General features: G+C 69.9%; 18 protein-coding genes and 3 pseudogenes. 12 read left to right on the top strand and 9 right to left on the bottom strand.

What is annotated here, in order from left to right; genetic code table 11:
- Positions 1-102 precede the first annotated feature (102 nt).
- The 3 genes from ACZ6R6_RS26090 to ACZ6R6_RS26080 all read right to left on the bottom strand — a co-directional run bounded on the left by ACZ6R6_RS26090 (position 103) and on the right by ACZ6R6_RS26080 (position 1,965).
- A complete protein-coding gene (locus ACZ6R6_RS26090) occupies positions 103-828 on the bottom strand; it encodes a GbsR/MarR family transcriptional regulator (protein WP_470097453.1) in 726 nt (241 codons plus the stop codon).
- 316 nt (positions 829-1,144) lie between these two features.
- Positions 1,145-1,831, bottom strand: a complete 687-nt coding sequence (locus tag ACZ6R6_RS26085) for a hypothetical protein (protein ID WP_470097451.1) — start codon at positions 1,829-1,831, stop codon at positions 1,145-1,147.
- Positions 1,831-1,965, bottom strand: coding sequence for a hypothetical protein (locus ACZ6R6_RS26080; protein WP_470097449.1), 135 nt, complete (start codon positions 1,963-1,965; stop codon positions 1,831-1,833). Before ACZ6R6_RS26080 ends, ACZ6R6_RS26085 begins: the two co-directional genes overlap by 1 nt.
- A gap of 772 nt (positions 1,966-2,737) precedes the next feature.
- Here ACZ6R6_RS26080 and ACZ6R6_RS26075 point away from each other — a divergent pair.
- Positions 2,738-2,956 (top strand): hypothetical protein, encoded by a 219-nt coding sequence (locus ACZ6R6_RS26075; RefSeq protein ID WP_470097447.1) that lies wholly within the window; start codon positions 2,738-2,740, stop codon positions 2,954-2,956.
- Between the two features lie 555 nt (positions 2,957-3,511).
- The gene (locus tag ACZ6R6_RS26070) at positions 3,512-4,504 is read left to right on the top strand and encodes a hypothetical protein (RefSeq protein WP_470097445.1); all 993 of its coding nucleotides are present in this window, start codon (positions 3,512-3,514) and stop codon (positions 4,502-4,504) included.
- 357 nt (positions 4,505-4,861) lie between these two features.
- On the opposite strand, the pseudogene ACZ6R6_RS26065 reads toward ACZ6R6_RS26070, so the two are convergent.
- From ACZ6R6_RS26065 to ACZ6R6_RS26055, 3 genes and pseudogenes are all read right to left on the bottom strand, one after another.
- Positions 4,862-6,017 (bottom strand): annotated as a pseudogene (locus ACZ6R6_RS26065) (IS110 family RNA-guided transposase).
- A 318-nt stretch (positions 6,018-6,335) separates the two neighbouring features.
- Entirely contained in the window at positions 6,336-7,370 is a 1,035-nt protein-coding gene (locus ACZ6R6_RS26060) for a sensor histidine kinase (protein WP_470097443.1), read from the bottom strand.
- Positions 7,367-8,014 carry a response regulator transcription factor gene (locus tag ACZ6R6_RS26055; RefSeq protein WP_470097441.1) on the bottom strand — a complete coding sequence of 216 codons (648 nt, stop codon included), beginning with the start codon at positions 8,012-8,014 and terminating at the stop codon, positions 7,367-7,369. The genes ACZ6R6_RS26060 and ACZ6R6_RS26055 overlap by 4 nt, the downstream gene beginning before the upstream one ends.
- Before the next feature lie 89 nt (positions 8,015-8,103).
- Between ACZ6R6_RS26055 and ACZ6R6_RS26050 the strand changes: the two genes are divergently transcribed.
- Positions 8,104-8,427, top strand: a complete 324-nt coding sequence (locus ACZ6R6_RS26050) for a hypothetical protein (RefSeq protein ID WP_470097439.1) — start codon at positions 8,104-8,106, stop codon at positions 8,425-8,427.
- Positions 8,428-8,471: 44 nt separating this feature from the next.
- The gene (locus ACZ6R6_RS26045; RefSeq protein ID WP_470097437.1) at positions 8,472-9,761 is read left to right on the top strand and encodes a S41 family peptidase; all 1,290 of its coding nucleotides are present in this window, start codon (positions 8,472-8,474) and stop codon (positions 9,759-9,761) included.
- Between the two features lie 94 nt (positions 9,762-9,855).
- On the opposite strand, the gene ACZ6R6_RS26040 is transcribed toward ACZ6R6_RS26045, so the two are convergent.
- A complete protein-coding gene (locus ACZ6R6_RS26040; RefSeq protein WP_470097502.1) occupies positions 9,856-9,990 on the bottom strand; it encodes a hypothetical protein in 135 nt (44 codons plus the stop codon).
- A gap of 549 nt (positions 9,991-10,539) precedes the next feature.
- On the opposite strand from ACZ6R6_RS26040, the gene ACZ6R6_RS26035 reads away from it, so the two are divergent.
- Entirely contained in the window at positions 10,540-11,334 is a 795-nt protein-coding gene (locus tag ACZ6R6_RS26035; RefSeq protein WP_470097435.1) for a hypothetical protein, read from the top strand.
- Between the two features lie 262 nt (positions 11,335-11,596).
- Here ACZ6R6_RS26035 and ACZ6R6_RS26030 read toward each other — a convergent pair.
- Positions 11,597-11,722, bottom strand: a pseudogene (locus ACZ6R6_RS26030) (helix-turn-helix domain-containing protein); the annotation flags it as partial.
- Here ACZ6R6_RS26030 and ACZ6R6_RS26025 point away from each other — a divergent pair.
- From ACZ6R6_RS26025 to ACZ6R6_RS25995, 7 genes and pseudogenes are all read left to right on the top strand, one after another.
- Positions 11,664-11,948 (top strand): annotated as a pseudogene (locus tag ACZ6R6_RS26025) (NAD(P)H-binding protein); the annotation flags it as partial. The pseudogenes ACZ6R6_RS26030 and ACZ6R6_RS26025 overlap by 59 nt on opposite strands.
- A gap of 79 nt (positions 11,949-12,027) precedes the next feature.
- Positions 12,028-12,327, top strand: coding sequence for a hypothetical protein (locus ACZ6R6_RS26020; RefSeq protein ID WP_470097510.1), 300 nt, complete (start codon positions 12,028-12,030; stop codon positions 12,325-12,327).
- A gap of 145 nt (positions 12,328-12,472) precedes the next feature.
- Entirely contained in the window at positions 12,473-13,720 is a 1,248-nt protein-coding gene (locus ACZ6R6_RS26015; protein ID WP_470097433.1) for a hypothetical protein, read from the top strand.
- A gap of 257 nt (positions 13,721-13,977) precedes the next feature.
- Positions 13,978-15,228 carry a DUF1266 domain-containing protein gene (locus ACZ6R6_RS26010; RefSeq protein ID WP_470097431.1) on the top strand — a complete coding sequence of 417 codons (1,251 nt, stop codon included), beginning with the start codon at positions 13,978-13,980 and terminating at the stop codon, positions 15,226-15,228.
- A gap of 354 nt (positions 15,229-15,582) precedes the next feature.
- Positions 15,583-15,786: a cold-shock protein gene (locus ACZ6R6_RS26005; protein WP_306871281.1), complete on the top strand. Its 204-nt coding sequence runs from the start codon at positions 15,583-15,585 to the stop codon at positions 15,784-15,786.
- Between the two features lie 152 nt (positions 15,787-15,938).
- Positions 15,939-16,646: an RraA family protein gene (locus ACZ6R6_RS26000; RefSeq protein WP_470097429.1), complete on the top strand. Its 708-nt coding sequence runs from the start codon at positions 15,939-15,941 to the stop codon at positions 16,644-16,646.
- Between the two features lie 534 nt (positions 16,647-17,180).
- A complete protein-coding gene (locus ACZ6R6_RS25995) occupies positions 17,181-17,993 on the top strand; it encodes a phosphotransferase (RefSeq protein ID WP_470097427.1) in 813 nt (270 codons plus the stop codon).
- A gap of 69 nt (positions 17,994-18,062) precedes the next feature.
- Here ACZ6R6_RS25995 and ACZ6R6_RS25990 read toward each other — a convergent pair whose 3' ends face one another.
- Positions 18,063-19,613: a hypothetical protein gene (locus ACZ6R6_RS25990; RefSeq protein WP_470097425.1), complete on the bottom strand. Its 1,551-nt coding sequence runs from the start codon at positions 19,611-19,613 to the stop codon at positions 18,063-18,065.
- Between the last annotated feature and the right edge of the window lie 364 nt (positions 19,614-19,977).

Genomic DNA, 19,977 nt, shown 5'->3' with positions numbered 1-19,977 from the left:
GTCGTTCACGCGCCACACCGGGGAGAGATCCCGCCTCAGCGCTTCCGAGAACAAGATCGAGCCATCGGATGGCGGCTGGGGCCACGGCCGGGAGGAGGACGCCTAACCGTCTGTCGTGCGCCTGGCGGAATAGGCCTGCCGCCATTGCTCGGCCGCTTGGAGCATGGCGTGACCGACATGTTCGAAGAACTGGCCGATGTCCTGCAGCCGGGTGCCGGCGGGGGTGGCGGCGCCGAGGACCTGGGCTCCCTCGCGGGCGAAATCCGCCAGCAAGGTGTTCTGCCTGGCGCTGGCCATCCAGCCTCGGAACCAGGCGTCGGCGTCGATGACGTACCGGTCGCGCCGCCGATGCGGGTCGCGTTCACGCCGGATCAGCTCCTGCTGCTCGAGTTCGCCGATGGCCTTGGAGATGGACGCGGGGCTGACCTGGAGGCGCTGGACGAGCTCGGCGGCGGTCAGACTGCCGCTGTCAGTGGTGTAGAGGCAGGTGAGCACCCGGGCGGTCATGCGCGGCAGCCCCGTGCCGATCATCATCGCGGTGAACCGTTCCTCCAGGTCGCGGACCGCCTCGGGGTCGCGCCCGTGCGCGTCGGTGAGGGCCGGTGGCCCTGGGACCGGGGTCTGCTTGCGCCGGCGAGCGCGCCCTTCGGTCGCCCGGTGCGCCTGGTCGGCCCGGTAGCCGCCGGGGCCGCCGTTACGGGTCACTTCCCGGGTGACGGTGGAGATCGGCCGTCCCAGGCGACCGGCGATCTCGGTGTAGGTGAGTCCTTCGGCCAGTCCCTCGGCGATCTGCCGGCGATCCTGGTGGGTCAGCCTGCCTCCGGGCATCGGTGTTGCCTCCTGCTGCTGTGGTCCGCTCGACGCATCCGCGGGGGCGAATGGACCAGTATTACGCCAGCGGATACCTCATTGCAAGAAGCTAGGGTCGGACTCTGCGTCCGACTTCACGTCAATTGCAAAATACAGCAGCATTCACCTGCAAAAATGCCGAAGAAGGGGTCATTCACGTTGACGTTTCCATAAAAGCAAGTTAGCCTTTGTTCGAACGTAAACAGTCGATGTCGCGATTGAGGCCACGCTCCCCAAGGCCCCCGCGGCGCCGGCCCGGCCCGTGAGCCGATCGGATCGCTCGCCGTCCTGCGGCTTACCGTCTCCGCCTGGTCGCCTGTCGGGACGTTCCTCGACCTGCCCGGCCAGGCGTCCGCGCCCGCGGACCGGCCGGCCGAGATCCAGGGGTGATTCTGCCGGGTGACGTCGGCCGTCTCGTCTGGGCGTCGCGGTGGTGGTCTCCGGCCCGGCCGGAGACGGCCGAGAGGGTGGTGGCGGCACGTTCGGCGGCGGCCGTGTAGTGCTCGACGAACCATCGGTGCGCCGGATGGGTGGCGACGGTGGCCTCGCAGGCGAGCACGACCGAGGCGCCGACCACTCCCTCGGGCAGGTGCTCGAAACGCACCGTACGCAGCCATGACGCGGGATAGCCGTGCGCGGGCAGGTCGAGGACGGGTGCGACGCAGGTGTCCAGGACGGCGGACAGCAGGTCGCCTTTGGTCGGGTACTGGTGCTGGAGCCCGGCGCGGGTGACACCGGCTTCGCCGGCGACGTCGACCATTCTGGTGTCGCCGCCCAGGCGGGCGTACGTGCGTGCCGCCGCGAGCAGGAGGGGCGGCCAGTGGGCCTCCTCGGCCTCGTGCTCCGGCGGTCGCCACAGGGGCGCGTTCGCGGCGCGGACGACGCGCGCGGCGTACTCCTCGAGCTGGCCGGGGATGTCGATGTCGGCCAGGTAGAACGACAGGACCTGCAGGCCGTCCCAGGCCGCCGCGACGTGCCGCATCAGCCGGTGCGCGGCCGCGTCGTCCGATACGTGGACCGGTACCCGTGCGCGACGAAGATCTGGAGGGCGGAGTCGAGGATCGCCTCGCGCCGAGCGACGCTCGTGCGGTAGGGGCCGCGCGCTCCGGTGCTCATGACGCCACCCTGCCGGACTTTGCGGTTGAAAAGTTACCAGCGTGCTGGAAATATGCTGAGCCACCCGCATTGGAAGGCTCCCACAGATCTATCCAGTCGAACCGGCATGCTGGAAAGCTTTGAGCTTGCCCTCGCCCGCCGCTGGAGCGCCGGGGAAGCAGGTCCGACACGACGCCCTCACCCGCGCGCCACCGGCCCAGCAACATGTACACCTGACGCTGCGAGATCCCCAGCTCGGACGCCGCCGCGTCCGCGGCCGCCAATCCCACCCGCGGCTCAGCAGCCAGCCGGCCGATCACCTCCGCCCCGACGTACCGCCACGTTCCACGCCTCATCCGGGGCGGTCAGCACGCCCCGCTCAATGATCTGCGCCCGCCCGCCATCCACGCCGGGACCTCACCGTCGCGCACGCGAGTAGGGGAACAACTGCACCGTAGCGCAGAGAACTACAGACAAGCCGGTGCTTCATAGTCCTCTGCATAGACGCCCGAAAGCCCAGGACAGCCGTGCACACAACCTGGGAAAGTGACAGGATGAGTTTCGGGACGCGGTTTCCTGGGCGAACGCCGTGCGGCGGCCGCCTCCTTCGCACCGTCCCGCAAACGACCATTCACGGGACGGCTCTCAAGTGCAGGTCAGGCAGGGGCTCCACAAATCCGACCGCAAATGAGGAGCCTCGCGTGAGCGGTGAGTTGCCAGGCGGGACGCACAACGACACTCTGAACTGAAGGTGACCGCAACAGGCGCAGCCAGGACTGCAAGGGAGTCGCCCATGGAATTCCTGCTGGGCATAGCGATTGTCATTGTGATCATCTACCTGATCGCCTCGAGTGAAGGTAGCGAGGAGCATCCCGGGTGGCGGGGGGTTCCGAAGCCGACCCCCCGCCGCGACCCGCCGTTTGGAGTTGACAGGAAGACCTGGAAGCGGATGCAGCGGAGGAACGAGCAGATCATGCGGGAGGTCCGGAAACAGCCCCCGTATGACCCCTGACCAGGTCGCTAATGTCTAGACCATGTTCCGCCGACAACGGCCCTCATCTGGCCATGCCGGGGCGTGACAGGTCATCGCGGGCGCCTGGGCCTGTCCGCGACGTCCGCGAACTGCTGGGACTGGTGGCTGCTGGAGGATCGCGGGCGCGGCCCTGCTGAGCGGCGCGCACCAGCGCGCCCCACCGGGGGCGGGCCTCCTCGACGCCGAGCGGGGGGCCGTGCCGGTCGACCAGGTCGGTATAGGCGGGGGTACGGCGTCGGAATCCATCACCCGAAAGTCGTAAGCTGCCTTACGAGATAATTGCAAGGCGGCTTACAAATTTGTTCGGATGAACTGGGGAGTCCGTGGTGCTTGTGGAGGTCCCGGTGGTAATGGCGGAAAATCCAACGAATATGGGTCCGACCTGCATCGATAGAGCTTGGCCCGTCGTTCCGCGATCATGTTTCCCAAAGAGTCTCCACAGGTCAGCAGCAACATCATTGGATTCACTGCCATTACTACCGAGACCCCTTCCGATGGAATGACAAAGATCACCGAACGCCGGATACTCACCGTATGGATCATGCAGCGGATGGGATGTCAGACCCTGAGGATCTTGCCCTCTGGGCACTGCACTGCTATTGCCCGAACGCGAAACGAACGCCCCACGAAGTGGTGGCCGACGGAGACAACGGACGAGTTCTGTACGCGGCACGCCAAGGTCTCTCCAGAGACCTTCTGGACGTCTCCGACACGCAGCTCTCCCAGCTCCTGGAGTTCCGGCTCCTGGAGCGCGACGGGGAATGGATCCGAACCGCTTTCCCCGTCCTGGGCTCGCGTGAGACGACCCCGCTGCGAGCGGCTCTACGGCGGCTGGCGGTCCCCCTCGTGGACACCGTTGAGAAACCGGTGCAAGACATCGCCGCAGAACTGCAGCGGCGCGAGATCGATCACAGTCTGTACGCCATGGTGTTCGGCTACGCACTGGACCTGGTGCTGTGGCAACAGCTCCGCGCCGAAGACGCCGTTCCCGACACAGCTCTGACCACTGAGCGTCCATGGTGGAACGGAGCCTTCTGGGCCATCCACCCCCCACGCACTGGCAGCTCAGGCACACTCTTCTATCGATTCGTCGACGGTCTCACCTTGGTGACCGTCTGGTCGGACGAGACGCTGAACCGCCTCCGCACCTTCGCCGCCACCTCCGGGACGGCAGAAGCGCTGCGAGATCACCATGTGTCCTCGGTCACGGACTCGGAAGGACACAGCTGGCGGCTGCGGCTCGACGACGGCCGCCCCGCGATCCCGTTCGTCGGCGCGGGCGACGTCCTCGACGAACTGGCCGCCGCAGTCGCAGCTCCGGTCTCAACCTTCCTCATGAGCCGCGCCTCCGAAGAGGCGCGTAGGTACGTTCCCACCGATGAGCGGGCCGTGGCCACCGTGGTCATCTCTCACGAGCTGATCTGGGAGATCACCGAGCAGCTCATCGCACGCGGGACCTGCACGCGCGCACCCCAGGGCGACGATCTGACCGGGCTCCTGTTCCTCCTGGCGAACTGGAATTCATGAGCGGGGAGAATTCGACCAGCCTGTACCCCAGGAACTCGTAGTCACCCGGTCAGGGGTCCCGGTAGTAATGGCGGTGAATCCAATGATGTTGCTGCTGACCTGCGGAGACTCTTTGGGAAACATGATCGAGGAACGACGGGCCAAGCTCTATCGATGCAGGTCAGACCCGTAATCGTTGGATTTTCCGCCATTACTACCGGGCCCCCTTGTGGCGCGGGGAGGGCATGGCCGCCTCGCGCGCCCGCGCGTAGGGGGCCTCGCGAAACTCGCGAAACTCCGCCGATGTCAGTGGCTGTACCCGGCCCTCCGCTCCCGAAGGTGTCCCCGGCCCCAAAGACATCCCAGGTGCTCAGGGTGTCAAGCGGCGAGGGGTTTGGTGTGGTGTGACCAGGCGGTTGCCTCGTCGTAGAGAGTGCCGGTCTTCAGGCATCCGTGCAGGATGCCGACGAGGCGGTTGGCCACCTGGCGCAGGGCGGTGTGATGGCAGACGTCGCGGGCGCGGAGCCGGTCGTAGCAGAGGCGGGCTCCCGGCGAGGCCTGCAGGGCGGTGAAGGCCTGAGAGTCGAGGGCGTCGATGAGCCGGTCGTTGTGCACGTAGCGGGCGAGCACGACTTTCTTCTTGCCGGAAGCCCGGGTGATCGGACTGGTGCCGGCGTAGTTCTTGCGTGCTTTGGCACTGACGTAGCGGCCTTCGGCGTCGCCGAACTCTGCGAGGACCCGGGCGCCCAGAACCGGTCCCAGCCCAGGCTGCGATAGGACGATCTCAGCGGCCGGGTGCCGGCCGAAATGGTCCTCCACCTGCCCTTGCAGGGCCTTGATCTGCTCGCCCAGCACGGTGAGGACCGCCACCGCCGAGCCGACGGTGGCGGCGTAGGCAGCGGTCACGGCCGCCGGCTGCCCCAGGTGCTTGGTGCGCAGCGCGGCCTGGATCGCGGCGGCCTTGTCGGCAACGCCCCGGCGACGCGCCCGTTTGAGCGCGGCGGTGATCTGGCTGATGGTCAGCTTGGCCGCCGACGCGGGATCAGGGGCTTGGCCAACACCTCCAGGGTGTCGGCCGCGACCAGGTCTTCGAACGCCTGAAGGGCGGCGGGGAAGTAGTCGCGCAGCGCGTGCCGCAACCGCTGAGCATGGCGGGTCCGTTCCCAGATCAACGTCTTATGCGCCCGGGTTACCACCTTGATCGCCTCGGCTTCGGCGCTGTCGCCGGCGACCGGGCGCAGCTGGTGGGAGTCGGTGCGGACCATGTCGGCCGGCATGTGCGCGTCGGCCGCGTCGCTCTTGGCGCCCGACACGCTCAGACGTTCCCGATACCGTGCTGCCTGCAGCGGATTGACCGCCAGCACCGTGTAGCCAGCGGCCAGTAGCGCCTGCACCCATAGACCTCGGTCGGTCTCGATGCCGACCACCACCTCCACTTCCTCGTCCGTGACGTCTCCGACTTGTTCGGCGATCATTGCGTGCAGGCGGGTCATTCCAGCCGAGCCTTTGCCAGCCTGCGCCCCGAGGCACCCATCAGCTCGACGTCGTGATGCTGCTCGGCCCAGTCATCTCCTACGAACAGGCGCAACGCTTCTCCCGTTTTCCGATACTGATCGACACTCAACAGCCTGCGGGAGAACCATCAGCGAACTAATCAAGCAGTGCTCACACCCATACGGATGGGCACGACATCCCAGCGGTGATCAACTCTCCCGGCCGGCCAGCAGGGGCACGATCTTTGGGCGGGACTCAAGGTCCAGTAGCTATGAGTGCTCACCCGCTGGCGGCTGTCAGGCCCGAGTGGCTGGACTCGTTAAGAGTGGTTAGTAGCTGTGTGAGAAATATCCTGAGCTCAGGAGGCCGGCAGGCTGATGGTTACCTGGAGGCCGCCGTCCGGGCGGGGCTGTAGCTCCAGGCTCCCTTCGTGAGCTTGCACGATGGCGGCGACGATCGACAGGCCGAGTCCCAGCCCGTCGCCGCTGGCCCGGCGTCCAGCCTCCAGCCGCCGGAACGGCTGTACCAGCGCGTCCACCCGGTCGGCGGGGATCACCGGCCCGCTGTTGGCGACCACCAGTACCGCGCGGCCGTTCCGTACTGAGGTCTCGGCCCGCATCCATCCGCCGGGAACGTTGTAGCGGCGGGCGTTGTCGAGCAGGTTGGCCACCATCCGCTCGGCGAGCGCCCGGTCGCCGAGGAAGGGCGCGGGCTCCAGACTTGCCGGCACGCCGGAGACCAGGGCGGCGAGGTCGAGGGGTTCGCGCTGGTCGAGGCCCTGCTGGCCTCGGGCGAGCACGAGCAGGGCTTCGATGAGCTGCTCTTGGTGCTTACCGGCGGCCAACATACGGTCCAGCACCGCTCGCAGGTCGGCGTCCGGGTCGGCCAAAGCGACCTCGGCCATGGCCCGCTGAACGGTCAGGGGCGTGCGCAGCTCGTGGGAGGCGTTGGCGATGAAGCGCCGCTGGGCGGTGAAGGCGGCCTGCAGCCGATCCAGCAGCCCGTCGAAGGTGTCGGCCAGTTCCCTGAGCTCGTCGTGCGGCCCAGTGGCCGACAGCCGCCGGTCGAGGCGGTCGGCAGTGATGCGCCGCACGGTCGCGGTCATCTGCCCGAGCGGCCGAAGGGCCCGTCCCGCGATGACCCAGCCCAGCCAGGCTGAGACGAGCGCCATGCCGCCCAAGGCGAGCAGCGCGCTGATCACCAGCCGGTCGGCGGAAGGCAGGACAGGGGGCAGCGTGATCACACCGGCCGGCGGGCCGCCGGGCGCGGCGGGTGCCGGTGGCGCGGGCAGGAACCTGAGCAGGGCGTAGACCAGCCCGATCAGCAGCACGCCGCTGAGCAAGAACAGGCCGGAGTACAGGGCCGTCAGGCGCAGCCGTACGGTGGCTCTCAAATCCGGTACCCCGCTTGCGGGACGGTCTCGATCAACGGCGGGTCGCCGAGCTTGCGACGCAGGCGGCTGACGGTGACCTTGACGGTCTGGCTGAAGGGGTCGGCGAACTCATCCCAGGCCCGCTCCAGGAGCTGCTCGGCGGAGACGACCGCGCCACGGGCGGTCAGCAGCAGTTCGAGCACGGCCAACTCCTTCGGGCTGAGCGACAGCCGCCGCCCGTCGCGGGTGGCGATGCGGGTGGCGGGGTCGAGCCGCAGGTCGCCGTGGACCAGGACGGGCGACAGCGCGACCGGGGCCCTCCGGCCCAGGGCGCGGACCCGGGCCACCAGCTCGGCGAAGGCGAACGGTTTGGCGAGGTAGTCGTCGGCGCCGAACCCGAGGCCGGTCACCTTGTCGTCGACCGTGCTCGCCGCGGTGAGCATCAGGATGCGCGCCGGATGTGGCACCAGGGCCCGGCAGACCTCGTCGCCGTGCAGGCCGGGCAGGTCGCGGTCGAGCAGGACGACGTCGTAGTGGTTGACCGCCGCCCGTTCCAGCGCGCTCTGGCCATCAAGCGCGACGTCGACGGCCATGCCCTCGCGCCGCAGCCCGGCGGCGACCGTCCGGGCCAGCTCTTCGTGGTCTTCCACCACCAGCACCTTCATGATCTGCCTAGCATGCCCAGGCGAGGGTTACAGCGCGGTAACCGCCGCTGTTCCCTCCCCGTAACCGGCCGGGAGGTTGTCTGGGAGCCATGAAGACACGCAACCTGCTCGTGGCCGCCGCGACGGCCGCCGCACTCTGGGCGCTCCCAGCCGCCCTCACCGGGGTCGAGGCCGGCGACGGCGGCAGAAAGTTCACCGCCTGCATGCGGGCCCAGGGCCTGCCCGACTTTCCCGACGTCGCCGTCTCCTCCGACGGCCTGGTCAACTTCACCATCGGCAGCGAGCGGGGGGAGGTGCTGTCGGAGAAGTACGGCGAGGCCGTCCGGGCCTGCCGGCACCTGCTGCCCGCTGGGGCTGCCCTGCCCGGCGGGCCCCTGGCACCGCAAGCCCCGATCCTGAGGTTTCCCGGCTGATGATCAGAAATCTCTGCGCCGCTGTCCTGGTAACGGCCTGCTCCGTGTTCGCACCCGCGTGCGCGCTCGCCTCGGCCCCCACCCCGGCCAAGGGCTGCACCGCCATCACGGCGCCACCGTCGGAATCGGCATTGCCGACATCGGTGAACACGCTCCGGCAGGCGTACTTCTGCGTGCTGGACAACTACTACAGCGGCCCGGTCATGGACTCGAAGGCGCTGCTGAAGAGCGCCTTCGCCGCCTACACACAAGATCTGATGCGGCGCGGCGCTGACCGGGCCGATCTTCGGCTGCCCGCTCTGAGCGGAAACCGCGGCACCGACTGGGCCGCCTTCGCGAAAGTCCTCGGCATCGGCGACTCCGCTGCCCTGCACGCCGCGATCACCGGCATGGTCGCCGGATTGCACGACAATCACGCCCGCTGGGTCAGGCCGGACCCGCCGCCTGAGGGCGGGCCAACCGGAACGGGCATCGTGGGCGCGTCGGCCCAGCAGGGATCCCAGCTCGATCCCACGGCCCGACCGCCGCTGTTCATCACCCGCGTCCTGCCAGGCAGCCCCGCCGCCAAGGCCGACGTCAGGGCCGGTGACATCATCGAAAAGGTCAACGGTATGCCGGCGTTCATGGGGGACACCGTCAATCAGGCCATCCTCGACGCCTTCGCCTCCGACCTGGTACGGCTCACGCTCAAGCGGCCCACCACCGGACGCAGCCGCGTCGTCGAGCTCAGAGTAGGTCCTGTCACGCGGCAGCCTCCGGCGGTGACCTCAAGGAAGCTCGCCGGCGGCGTCACCTACGTCCACCTGCCTGGATTCTACGAAGGCGTCGCCGACCAGGTCATCGCCAAGCTGCAGGACAGGCCGGAGGCCGTGATCCTCGATCTACGCGGCAACGGCGGCGGGTCGCCTCGGGAGGTGACGCGATTGCTCGGCGCGTTGGCGCACGGCAAGATCACCAGCTACTTCTGCCCACTCAAGGGCGACTGCGTGCCCAACCGGACCGACGACAGTGTCCCGCTGCTCGGCTCGCGCCTGGTCGTCCTCACCGACCGCGAATGCGCCTCGGCCTGCGAGGACTTCAGCGCGGCGGTCAAGGACAACGGCCTGGGCACCCTCGTCGGGACCCGTACCGCCGGGGCGGTCTCCGGCCCCAGCACGGCGTACCTCCTGGATGACGGCAGCGTCCTGCTCCTGCCCAAGGTCCGCCATCTCGGGCCAGCCCGCGAGGTCATCGACACGATCGGCGTGCCGGTCGACCACTACGCCCCCATGACCGCCCTCGACCTGGCCACCGGACGCGACCCGGGCCTGGCCAAGGCGCTGACGCTTCTCTGAGCTGTCTGCCGCGACTTCAGACCTCTGGCCATCTGGAGAGCCAACAATCGCCTCCCGCCGCCCAGAATGGGCGTTTCAGGCCGATTGGGGCGAGTCAAGGCGGAAAACAGCCTCGCCGCCGGGCGGCTCGGTGAAAAAGCTGACCGATCACGGCCCTCACGTCGGAGATACGGTCTCGCCAGGCCACGTGATCGTCGGGACGGACCAATACAGCGCCGTCAGGTGTGATTCCGGAGCGCCGAAGCCAGAGCCGCCAGTACCGCGATCACCGACGTCACCGCCCGGCAGGCACCGGGCGGCTGGCGCATCACCGGCTGCACCCGGGGCGCCCACACCCTCACCGCACACCGCTAACCCCGCTTTCCACACATCACCGAACCTGAGCCGCACCGATCACAACCAGTGCCGGATCAGACGGAGCGGCGACGGGCCCGCCCCGTCGCTGTCGGCAGGTCCGGGACCGGAGGGGCAATGGCGGATCGATACCGTCCACGAGTTCTCCGTCGGAGGCCGCGCCGGCGGCAACACCTGATCGATGGATGCCTCACCGAGACCGGGCCGCCCCTGTCCCTTCCACCGGCACAGCCGGGCGACATCACGGATCAAAGATCAGCAGATGGCTGTTCTCTTTGGAAATGCGGGCGGGCATCCTTTGTCTCGGCCCGGCCGGCTGGGCATAGAGTTTGCAAGCCGAGTGCCAGGGTTTCCGTATTGCGGATTCGTTGCATTCTTTGGGGACAGGTCGGGATTGTCGAATCCGGACGATCGGAGGCCACATATGACCGCCGACTTTCCCACCGCGTTCCAAGTAGATCAAATTCTTGACCAATATCAGAAGCTGCTTTCCCGGCCGGAGGTCGTGAGTCTGACAGTGCGCACCACGCCCGACCTCGTTCTGGTCGTAGGGACGGCGCACGAGCTGCCCGCCGCCCCGGTGCCGCCGTCCCTCAGGGCGACCGTGACGGACGAGGAGGGCCGCCCTACGCCGGTCGAGCTGGCCACGGAGACAGTCGTGGAGGGCAAGATCGTCGAGCAGGTGGCGGCAGAGCCGTTCCCCGACGCTCCGCAGGCAGTGCGGCCGGTGTCGGGCGGCCACATGATCCGCAGCACGCCGCTCGGCCAGGGCACGCTGGGCGTCAACATCGACTACCAAGGGTCCTACCAGCTGCTGAGCAATGCGCACATGCTGACACAGTACGACCCCGACCGGATCGGAGCGATGATCTACAGTCCGCCCAAGATGGAGGCCGAGAACGAGTTGGTGCCGGTCACCTGGCAGCAGCCTGTCACCTACTACCCGAAGCCGGACCAGCCTGATCCGGTACTCAATGTCATGGATGTCGCCACCGCCGTCATCACGCCAGCCCTCGGCGACCCGGAGATCGCCCTGATCGGCGTCTCGTGCGGTGTGCGGGCTCCCGACCCCGCCACCGACACCGGCATATCGTTCTTCGGTGCCGCCACCGGCTTCCACGGGTTCGAGGTCAAAAGCCTCCAGGCCTGTTACCGCTCAGAAGGCTTCGACAGCAGCGGGAAACTCATTTACTCCTGGTGGGAGAGGAATCCAATATGACGATCCCATAGGGGAGCTTGAGCACGGCGATTCGGGTGCGGCGCTGGTGAGCGAGCACGACCAGTACGTCATCGGACTGCACCGCGCCTCCAGTAATAAATTCGGATACGGCTGCCCAGTGATGTTACCGACCACCGCGCCTCCGCAGGCCATTCATCCCAAATAGGGCGACAGCGTGGGGGCTGCCCGCAGGTTTCTCAATCTCGGACACGGCAGCGCTTGCCGGACCCGCCGTAGGCCATGTCGTCGGGGTCGATGCCGCCCGGCGCTGACCGCTCTCCAGGCGGGACAGAGTGCTTTCCGACACTCCGGTGGTCACGGACAGATCAGTGAGAGTGATACCGCCCGACAAGCACCGCACAAGGAGAACGGCGCCGGTCAGGGCCATGGTCCGCGACGAGGAGAAGGGGCGGGCCCTGGGCTGCGCGGCCGTCGTGGGCGACTTCGACGACCCGGCCTCGCTCGTCCCCGCCACGGAAGGTGTCGACCAGCTCTTCCTCAACGCGGGCGGAGCCCAGCCGGCGGACGGCGCGCAGCCGATGATCCGCCGGCAGAAGGCCGCCATCGACGCGGCACGCGCCGCCGGCGTGTCGAGGGTGGTGAAGGTATCGGCCTGGCACGCCCACCCTGGCGGCAGGCTGGCCGAGGGGGGAGTGCTGGAGGTCGCCGACGAGCAGCGCGTGGCGCGGCGCCGTGGAACGCCACTACCGGCTACGCGGCGAGCGGACGGCGATCGACGCCCGCGCCGGCGCGTCGATGACGCCGGACGACCACCGCCAGGGCTTCGCCGCGGCCATGGCCGCCCTGCTCGCCGAGTTCAACGCCTGTCTCGATCGGGACGGCGCCGACCCGACCGCCGACTCCGTGGGCTACCGGCAGGGCGTTGTCTGGCTCAGCCAGGACGAGATCACGGAGATGGCCGACGAGCTACGCGCCGTCTTCGCCGCCCGGGCGGCCAACCGGCCCGGACCCGGCCGCATCCCCCTCCGATGAGCCTGATCCTGTTCCCGACCGAGGAACCGCCTCAGGGCTCCGACCGGTAAGTACGATGGATCAGCGCGACCGAGAGTCATGATCTCCTTCTGGAGGCGGGCATCAGCAGTCTCCTCAGACCGACATGGACGAGGGCGGAGGCTTCATGCGGCGGGTGGGTGCGGTGGCGGCGGTGGCGCTCGCGCTGGTCTCAGGCGGGTGCGCGTCAGGGGTGGAAGAACCGGCGAGCACGCCCACCGGGGCGGCCTCGCCCGTGGCCGTGCCCATGGCCTCACCCGCCGGCCGGAGCGCGCAGGCGGTGATCGTCTCGCCGAAGGACTGCCCGGAGCCGGCCCGCACCGCCGACGGGTTCCGGGCGGCCTCCGTCCGGCCGAGCTGGGAGCTGCTCTCGGTGACCGAGGAGGGCGCCCTCCGCGGCGGCGCGACGGCCTCGGCCGGCACGTTGTGGGCGCTGCGCGACACGGGGGAAAACCTCGCGACGCCGGTCCGGTGGAAGGACGGCCGCTGGGAGACGGTGGCCGTGCCGCCCGGGATGAAGGGCGTCAAGGCCCTGGCGACGAGTCCCGACGGCAGGATCTGGGCGGTCAGCCCGGGGGCGGAGGCGTGGAAGGGGGGCGTGCGTGAGGGCGACGGGTGGCGGGAGCTGACGGTGACCGTGCCGGACCAGGACAGGACCGTGTCAGGTCAGGGGAGGGAGGACGGCCCCGCCAACGCGCACGGCGGCTGGGTGAGCTCCGGCGCCACCGCCGTCCACTGGGACGGCGCGAGCTGGGAACGGGTGGACCTGCCCGCCGACCAGGTCGTCGAGTGGGTCTTCGCCCAATATCAACTGTTCGGCTCGGCGGGGGACGAGGAGGTCTGGGCCGTGCCCGCCGCGGGGCCCAAGGCCGTGCGGTTGCGCGGGGGCACGTCGCAGGTGGTGGAGTTCGCGCTGCGGATCAACGCGGAGGAGGCCATCCATGACACTCAGGGCGGCGCCTTCTATCCGCAGGCCGTCGCGGTCGTCGGCGCGGACGAGAGGTGGGTGCTCGGGGCGGCGGCGTTCGGCACCCACTATCTGGAGGAGGGCGAGGACACCAACGCCGGACGGCTGGTGGCGCTGCGCCACGCGCAGGGCAGGTGGAGCTGCACGTGGGGCCCCTTCCACCGGGAGAGCTTCGACGGCGCGTTCGTGGACGCGGTGCCGGACGGGGACGGCGGGCTGTGGGCGGTGACGACGGAGTCGACGCTGTGGCACCTCAGCGGCGGGCGTTGGACCAGGGAACGCCTGCCCGCCGGCCAGGGCACCGAGCCGCACGTCACCGACCTGGTGGCCACCGGCCACGGAATCTACGCGCTGGGCTCGGTCGCCTCGGCGGAACAGTCCCGCGGGGCGCTCTGGCGCGCCGGTTAGGCGCTCTTGCCGCCGGCTCGTCAAGAACCGCCACGGACTGGCCACGGGAAAGCCCGCCTGAGCAGGTCGGACGGGGCTTCACCGGCCGGTCCTGGGGCGCGTCCGGTCGCGCGCCGCCAGGTGCGAAGGGACTCCGGGTCCTGCTCGGGGTCGGCGCCCCGGCGTCGGCCCATCGCCCGTGCAGCCCGTTGAGCACGCGGGCGGCGTCCCGGCCGAGGCCGGAAACGGCTGAGCGGAGTCTCGCTATATTTTCGCTCATGCTCACCGGTGACGAGATGCACGAGGAAACACTCCCTTCCCTGCACGATCCTCAGGACGGGAGTCCATGGCGCGCTCCCGCCGCCCGCGAGCAGCGGCTGTATGAACTGTGCCGGGAGGACGAGGCGGGCGACGACCGCGCGGGGTACGAATACCTGCGATCCGTCGCCGCCGAAGGGCTCTACCGGCCCGTGTCCTTGGAGGCCGCCCCAGACGAGCGAGGGCAGCGGCCGGTGACGCTTGCGACGCTGGAGGACGGGCGCCGGGTCGTGCTCACGTACACGGTGGGCGTGCTGCCCCGGCCGCACCCCGAGGTGGTGTACGAATTCGTCACCCTCGGCGGCCTGGCGGCCATCTGGCCCGACGATGTGGAGATCCTGGCCGTCAACGCCCAGACGCCGTGTGCCCAGTGGCTCCTCGCCGACGAGGAGGAGCGGGAGATCTGGGGCGAGCTCCACGAGGAACTGTTCCGCCCCGATGAGCTGTGCGACCGCGTCGAGACGCGGCGGACCGGCGCTCCCGCGGACGAGGCGATGCTGCGCGGCCTGGCCTGCGGGGCGCACCTGTGCTACGCCAACGGAGACGCCTGGAACACGCTGCACTGGCACGGCGCCGGCTACAGCAGCGAGGTCGAGCGGCTGGCGGAGTCCTGGGACGTCTTCACCCGCGACGACTGGCACAGCACGCAGGAGCGGCTGCTCACCTGCGAGGTCAGCCCCTGGGTCTGGGACTTCGTGCTCGGGGCGCGGGTCCGGCTCGCCCGCGGGCCGGGAGGCGGGCGCGTCGACCCCGTGGCGTGGCGCGACCTCGTCGAGACCACCATGCGCCGGCAGGCGGAGGAGGGCACCGACCCTGACGAGCTCGACGGGTTCGTCGCCCTGCTACGCGGGCTGGTGGGCGAGGTGACGCGCTACGAGGCACGGTTCAGGGCCGACGGGCTGCTGCCGCCTGACGGGTATGTACGGACCGTCGCCGCCTGGGACCTGGGCCGCGCCACGATGGTGGCGCGCTGGGGGCGGGGTGCCCGGTACGCGACCGAGCGGGAGATGCACGCCGCGATCGAGAGGGCGGGCAAGGGCGTCCAGAGCGTCTACGGCTCGTGGGCGGAGTTCTCGGCCGGATACGTCCTCGGCCGCTGCCTCCACTTCGACGAGGAGACGTTCGGGGAGTGGTACACGACGGTGCTGGAGGCCCACCGGGCGCTGATGAGCGACCCGGAGAGCCCCTGGGCGGTGATCGCCCTGCACTGAGCCTCTGCCCGCCCAGGCCGCCGGGGCACAGCAGGGCCGGGCGCGTCACCCGCTCGGGCCGGCGGGTGGCGTGGTCCGGTGCCGGCCGGCCGCCGAGGGAGGCTCCCGCTCGGGCGCCCCGCATCGCCGTCGGTGCGCGCACGTGACCCGGGGGACTGCTCGTATGTCACCCCGTGCAGGTGCTACGGTGAATCCAGTTGCGGTTGTGGTACCCATGAAACTCTGTGTGCACCTGACGGGATGTGACCCTCAGGTGCATTTTGTTCTGCCGGTCATCTCCGGATGGGCTCATCGCGGCGACGCGGAATCCGTACAGTGCGGATTTCGGCTCTGCCCCTACAGGAGGAGATCGACATGGCCACTGGCACCGTGAAGTGGTTCAACGCGGAAAAGGGCTTCGGCTTCATCGAGCAGGACGGCGGCGGCGCCGACGTCTTCGCTCACTTCTCGAACATCGCCGGCCAGGGCTACCGCGAGCTGCAGGAAGGCCAGAAGGTGTCGTTCGACGTCACGCAGGGCCAGAAGGGCCCGCAGGCCGAGAACATCGTCCCCGCCTGACCTCAGCACCCGCCACGAGCCGGGACCCGCAGCCGGAAGGCGCGGATCCCGGCTCGTGCCGTATCCGGCACCCCGCGGATTGATGTCGCGTCCTGGACATGCGAGCCTCGAGGACGATGACACCTCAGGGAAACGGCGGGAGGAAGCACGGGATGGATCGCCAAGAGCTTCGGCGGCGGTTTGCGGCTCTGACCACCGCCCATCTGGCGGACGCGTGCATCCGCGCCCAGGTCCCGGTGCGGTGCGCCCCGGCGCACCTGCGGAGCGTGGCGCCCGGGAGCCGCCTGGCCGGGCGTGTGTGCCCTGCCCGGCACGTCGGCAGCGTCGATGTCTTCCTGGAGTCCTTCGAAGGGGCCGCACCCGGCGATGTGCTGGTGGTCGACAACGGCGGGCGGCTCGACGAGGCGTGCGTCGGTGATCTGGTGGTCCTGGAGGCTCAGGCTGCCGGGCTGGACGGAATCGTGATCTGGGGGCTGCACCGCGACACGGCCGACATACGGACGATCGGGCTGCCGGTCTTCAGCCTGGGGGCGATCCCGACCGGCCCGCTACGCCTGGACGCCCGCCCCCGCGACGCGCTGGAATCGGCGACCGTGGGAGATCTGACGGTGAGCGGCGAGGACGTGGTCCTGGGCGATGACGACGGCGTGCTCTTCGTGCCGGCCACCCGTGCCGCGGACCTCCTCACGCTTGCCGAGACGATCCGCGACACCGAACGACACCAGGCCGAACGGATCCGCGCAGGCGTCTCCCTACGCGCTCAGGTGCGGTTCGACACCTACCTCGCCCGGCGCCGGCAGGCGCCTTCCCTGAGTTTCCGTGATCATCTGCGGGCCGTGGGCGGGGCCGTCGAGGAATGACCCCGCACCGCGACGAGGCCATCGGCCCCCACCCCGTCGACCGGCGGGAGCCGGGGTTGAGGACCACCGGGCCCGAACCCCGGCGAGCGGCACGGATCTGGATCTTGTAGACGGCGGCACCGACGCTCCACAAGAAGTAGCACTACTGGCGGCTGACGACGTTGCGCCTGCGGACCGCCGGCGGCCGCCAGGTGCTGGAGTTCGACCTGGAAGCGCCGGCCGAGCGGTTCGGCTCGGCGGCGCGGGTGATCCCGCGCCGATACCTCATGCGCATGAACGGCGCCGCACCGCGGCGTCTTGCGACCCGGGGTTCGGGCGTCTGCTGTGCACCTTCAGCAACCGGATCTGAGAGCGGTCATGTCGATGCGGCGCCATCCCGCCCCCGCTCCCGCCCCAGGCCGCGCCGCGCGGACGGCCGCGCTCACCGGACCCGGTGCCGGCACCGGGACAGCACGGTCCCGCTCCCACCGGCGGGTCCCTCCCCCCGAAAAGCAGTTGTCACCGGCACCGCCTCCCGGGAAGGATCCTGTCCCCATGAGCCACCCCGTCATCTCCGAGATCCCGACCGGCCCCGTGGCCGTCCCCGACGTCATCGCGGCGCTCGCCGGCGGCGACACCATCACCCCGGTGTGGCGCAACGAGCTCGGCGGCCTGACCTTCCGCCTCGAAAACGGGCGCGACGGCACCAGATACGCCAAGTGGGTCGCCGCCGGCACCCCGGAGATCGACCTCCCCGGTGAGGCGGAGCGCCTGGCCTGGGCACAACGATGGGTGAGCGTCCCGCGAGTCATCGAGCACGGCGCGGACGCCGTCGGCGCGTGGCTGGTCACGGCGGCGATCCCCGGCCTGTCGGCGGTGGATCCTCGGTGGATCGCCGACCCGGCGACCGCGGCGGCCGCGATCGGCCGAGGACTGCGCCTGCTCCACGACGCCCTGCCCGTGGAGCGGTGCCCGTTCGAATGGAGCGTCGATCGACGGCTCGCACGCGCCGACGAGCGCATCGCCGACGGCGGGGGACCGGCCGACTGGTTCCCCGAGCACCGTCACCTCGAACTCGCGCAGGCCCGGGCGCGCATCGCAGAGCCGCCCCCGATCGACCGCCTGGTCGTCTGTCACGGGGACGCGTGCGTCCCCAACACGCTGCTGCACGACGACGGCACGTTCGCCGCGCACGTCGATCTCGGTTCGCTCGGGGTGGCCGACCGGTGGGCCGACCTCGCCGTCGCGGCCTGGAGCATGGAGTGGAACCACGGCCCGGGATACGACGGCGTCATGTACGACGCGTACGGGGTCACCCCGGACCCGGAGCGCATCGCCTACTACCGCCTGCTCTGGGACATGGCGTGACCGGACGGCACCCGGTGAGTCCTCCGCGCCCGGCGGGGCACCGGCCGGCGGCCCCGTCACCCGCCCCCGTCAGGTGACGGGGACCAGGTCGGGGCCGACGACGTGGCCCTGATGCGGTTCGGGGGCGTTCTGGTCGTGCCGGAAGTGCCCGGCGTACCAGACGACGACGTTGACGCCGCTGAGACTCTCCCCGTTGACGAACCGGTTCAGCATCGCCCGGTTGTCGGCGCCGGGGTTGCCGTCGTACAGCTCGGCCGGGTGGTGGCGCAGGAACCACAGGTCACCGACGCCGTAGGGGTCGGCGGTGTTGTCGTGCTCGCCGGGGTGGATCTGGTAGCCGCGGCCGCTGGCGCCGTCGGTGATCCGCCAGAACCGGGCGGGATGACGCCGCCTGCGCATGACCTCCTGCACGATGGGCACCGGCTCGGGGATGACCGAGCCGGTGTCGTCGAACTGCTCGATCACGTCGTTGGCCGCGCCTTCGACGTCGAAGTCGAAGCGCCAGTAGACGTGGTGACGGTGGCGCATGCAGGTGCGCGGGTTGCGCACCCCGGCGAAGCCGAAACGCGGCCTGATCACGCCGTCGTCGGTCAGGCGCCACTCTGACACATACCGGTACCAGCCGGCGGCCAGCTCGCTGACGATCCTCAGCTCGCCGTCGGCGTAGTGGAAGGCCACCCCCTGGAAGTTGCCGGCGTCGTTGCCGGGCCGCTCCAGGATGGTCCTGGGCGGCTGGGCGCAGATCCGCCAGCCCCAGCCCACCGGGTCGCTGCCGGTGGCCGAGAAGCGGGTCTCCTGGTTCTGCCAGTCGCGGAAGGTGACGCCGTCCTCCTCGTACTGGACGTTGAGGATCGGCACGTGCGCCTGGCGCAGCACGATCCTGCCCCGGTAGCGCACCTGCCGCAGCTCCACCCCGGAACCGTCACCGGGGCCGCTGGGCGCCGACGCGCGGGGCCGTACCACGATCATGTTCCACAGCTCGGTGTCACCGTCGAGCACGCGCAGCCGCACCTGGTTGGGTCCGCCCCGGTCGCGCAGGCTCTCCACGCCCTCGGGCAGGTGCGACTCGCAGTCGCCCGGATGCATCGCGACGGAGACCCCGGCCGGGGACCAGTCGACGCTGCCCCCGGCGACGTCGACGGCGACGATCCGGTGCCTGACCGCGCCGGAAGGGTCATAGACGCCCAGGGTGGGGCGGCGGGTGGTGGTGCCGTCGGGATTGTCCAGATCGGCCAGCGGCGGCATCGGCTGATAGATCAGCACGTCGTCCCCGGCGGGGAAGCGCCCGTCGGCCCGCAGGATCGCCGCGGCCGCCCTGAGCTCCTGCGGCCGCGGATTGGGACGGTAGGAGCTGGGCAGGACCTGCGCCTCCTCGGGCCGGTCCACGGTGCCGCGCAGCTCGACGCCCCGGTTGGAGACCGGGTCGAACACACTCGCCCGGAACGGCGCCCGCCCGTCCGGATCGTGCCCGAGCGCGGCCGCGGCCCCCACGATCAGCCGGTGGACCTCGGTGGTCCGCAGGTGCGCGAGCACGGCGGGATGCGCCCCCGCCACCTGCCGCACCCGTTCGGCCGAGAGCCCCGGACGGCCGACTTCCTCGATGATCACCCGTACGGTCATGCTGGTCTCCCCGTCATGGCTGCCGATGTCCGGCGCCGCCCCCGACGTCTCCGGCGTATCCCTGTCCTACCGCCCTGTTACGACGCTGGGAAGACCCGTGATGTTCGGCTCCGGCGACGCGACGGCCCGCCGCCCGCCCCGCCGCCCGCCAATCCCTCGCGACACACCGCAGCGGAACCCGGCCTCACCGACACTTACCCCTTAACCTGCGAAAACAGGAACACGCGCAGCTCCGCTGCGCGCTCCTGCGACACGTCAAGCAGCGACGAGTGAGCACAGGCGCCGCCTGTCATTGGTTGGGCTGCCACCTACCGGCCGGGACGAGGCGATTGCGGTGCGGGAGGTCCCCCTGTGGCGATTCACC

It is taken from the genome of Streptosporangium sp. NPDC048886 (assembly GCF_055586905.1).
The sequence above is the reverse complement of the archived record's forward strand: the minus strand, read 5'-3'. Positions and strand labels throughout refer to the sequence as shown.

What these genes read in the sequence shown, in the direction of transcription:
- ACZ6R6_RS26090 (WP_470097453.1), bottom strand. Translation starts at nt 828, where the DNA reads ATGCCCGGAGGCAGGCTGACCCACCAGGATCGCCGGCAGATCGCCGAG.
- ACZ6R6_RS26085 (WP_470097451.1), bottom strand. Translation starts at nt 1,831, where the DNA reads ATGCGGCACGTCGCGGCGGCCTGGGACGGCCTGCAGGTCCTGTCGTTC.
- ACZ6R6_RS26080 (WP_470097449.1), bottom strand. Translation starts at nt 1,965, where the DNA reads ATGAGCACCGGAGCGCGCGGCCCCTACCGCACGAGCGTCGCTCGGCGC.
- ACZ6R6_RS26075 (WP_470097447.1), top strand. Translation starts at nt 2,738, where the DNA reads ATGGAATTCCTGCTGGGCATAGCGATTGTCATTGTGATCATCTACCTG.
- ACZ6R6_RS26070 (WP_470097445.1), top strand. Translation starts at nt 3,512, where the DNA reads ATGGATCATGCAGCGGATGGGATGTCAGACCCTGAGGATCTTGCCCTC.
- ACZ6R6_RS26055 (WP_470097441.1), bottom strand. Translation starts at nt 8,014, where the DNA reads ATGAAGGTGCTGGTGGTGGAAGACCACGAAGAGCTGGCCCGGACGGTC.
- ACZ6R6_RS26050 (WP_470097439.1), top strand. Translation starts at nt 8,104, where the DNA reads ATGAAGACACGCAACCTGCTCGTGGCCGCCGCGACGGCCGCCGCACTC.
- ACZ6R6_RS26035 (WP_470097435.1), top strand. Translation starts at nt 10,540, where the DNA reads ATGACCGCCGACTTTCCCACCGCGTTCCAAGTAGATCAAATTCTTGAC.
- ACZ6R6_RS26015 (WP_470097433.1), top strand. Translation starts at nt 12,473, where the DNA reads ATGCGGCGGGTGGGTGCGGTGGCGGCGGTGGCGCTCGCGCTGGTCTCA.
- ACZ6R6_RS26010 (WP_470097431.1), top strand. Translation starts at nt 13,978, where the DNA reads ATGCTCACCGGTGACGAGATGCACGAGGAAACACTCCCTTCCCTGCAC.
- ACZ6R6_RS26005 (WP_306871281.1), top strand. Translation starts at nt 15,583, where the DNA reads ATGGCCACTGGCACCGTGAAGTGGTTCAACGCGGAAAAGGGCTTCGGC.
- ACZ6R6_RS26000 (WP_470097429.1), top strand. Translation starts at nt 15,939, where the DNA reads ATGGATCGCCAAGAGCTTCGGCGGCGGTTTGCGGCTCTGACCACCGCC.
- ACZ6R6_RS25995 (WP_470097427.1), top strand. Translation starts at nt 17,181, where the DNA reads ATGAGCCACCCCGTCATCTCCGAGATCCCGACCGGCCCCGTGGCCGTC.
- ACZ6R6_RS25990 (WP_470097425.1), bottom strand. Translation starts at nt 19,613, where the DNA reads ATGACCGTACGGGTGATCATCGAGGAAGTCGGCCGTCCGGGGCTCTCG.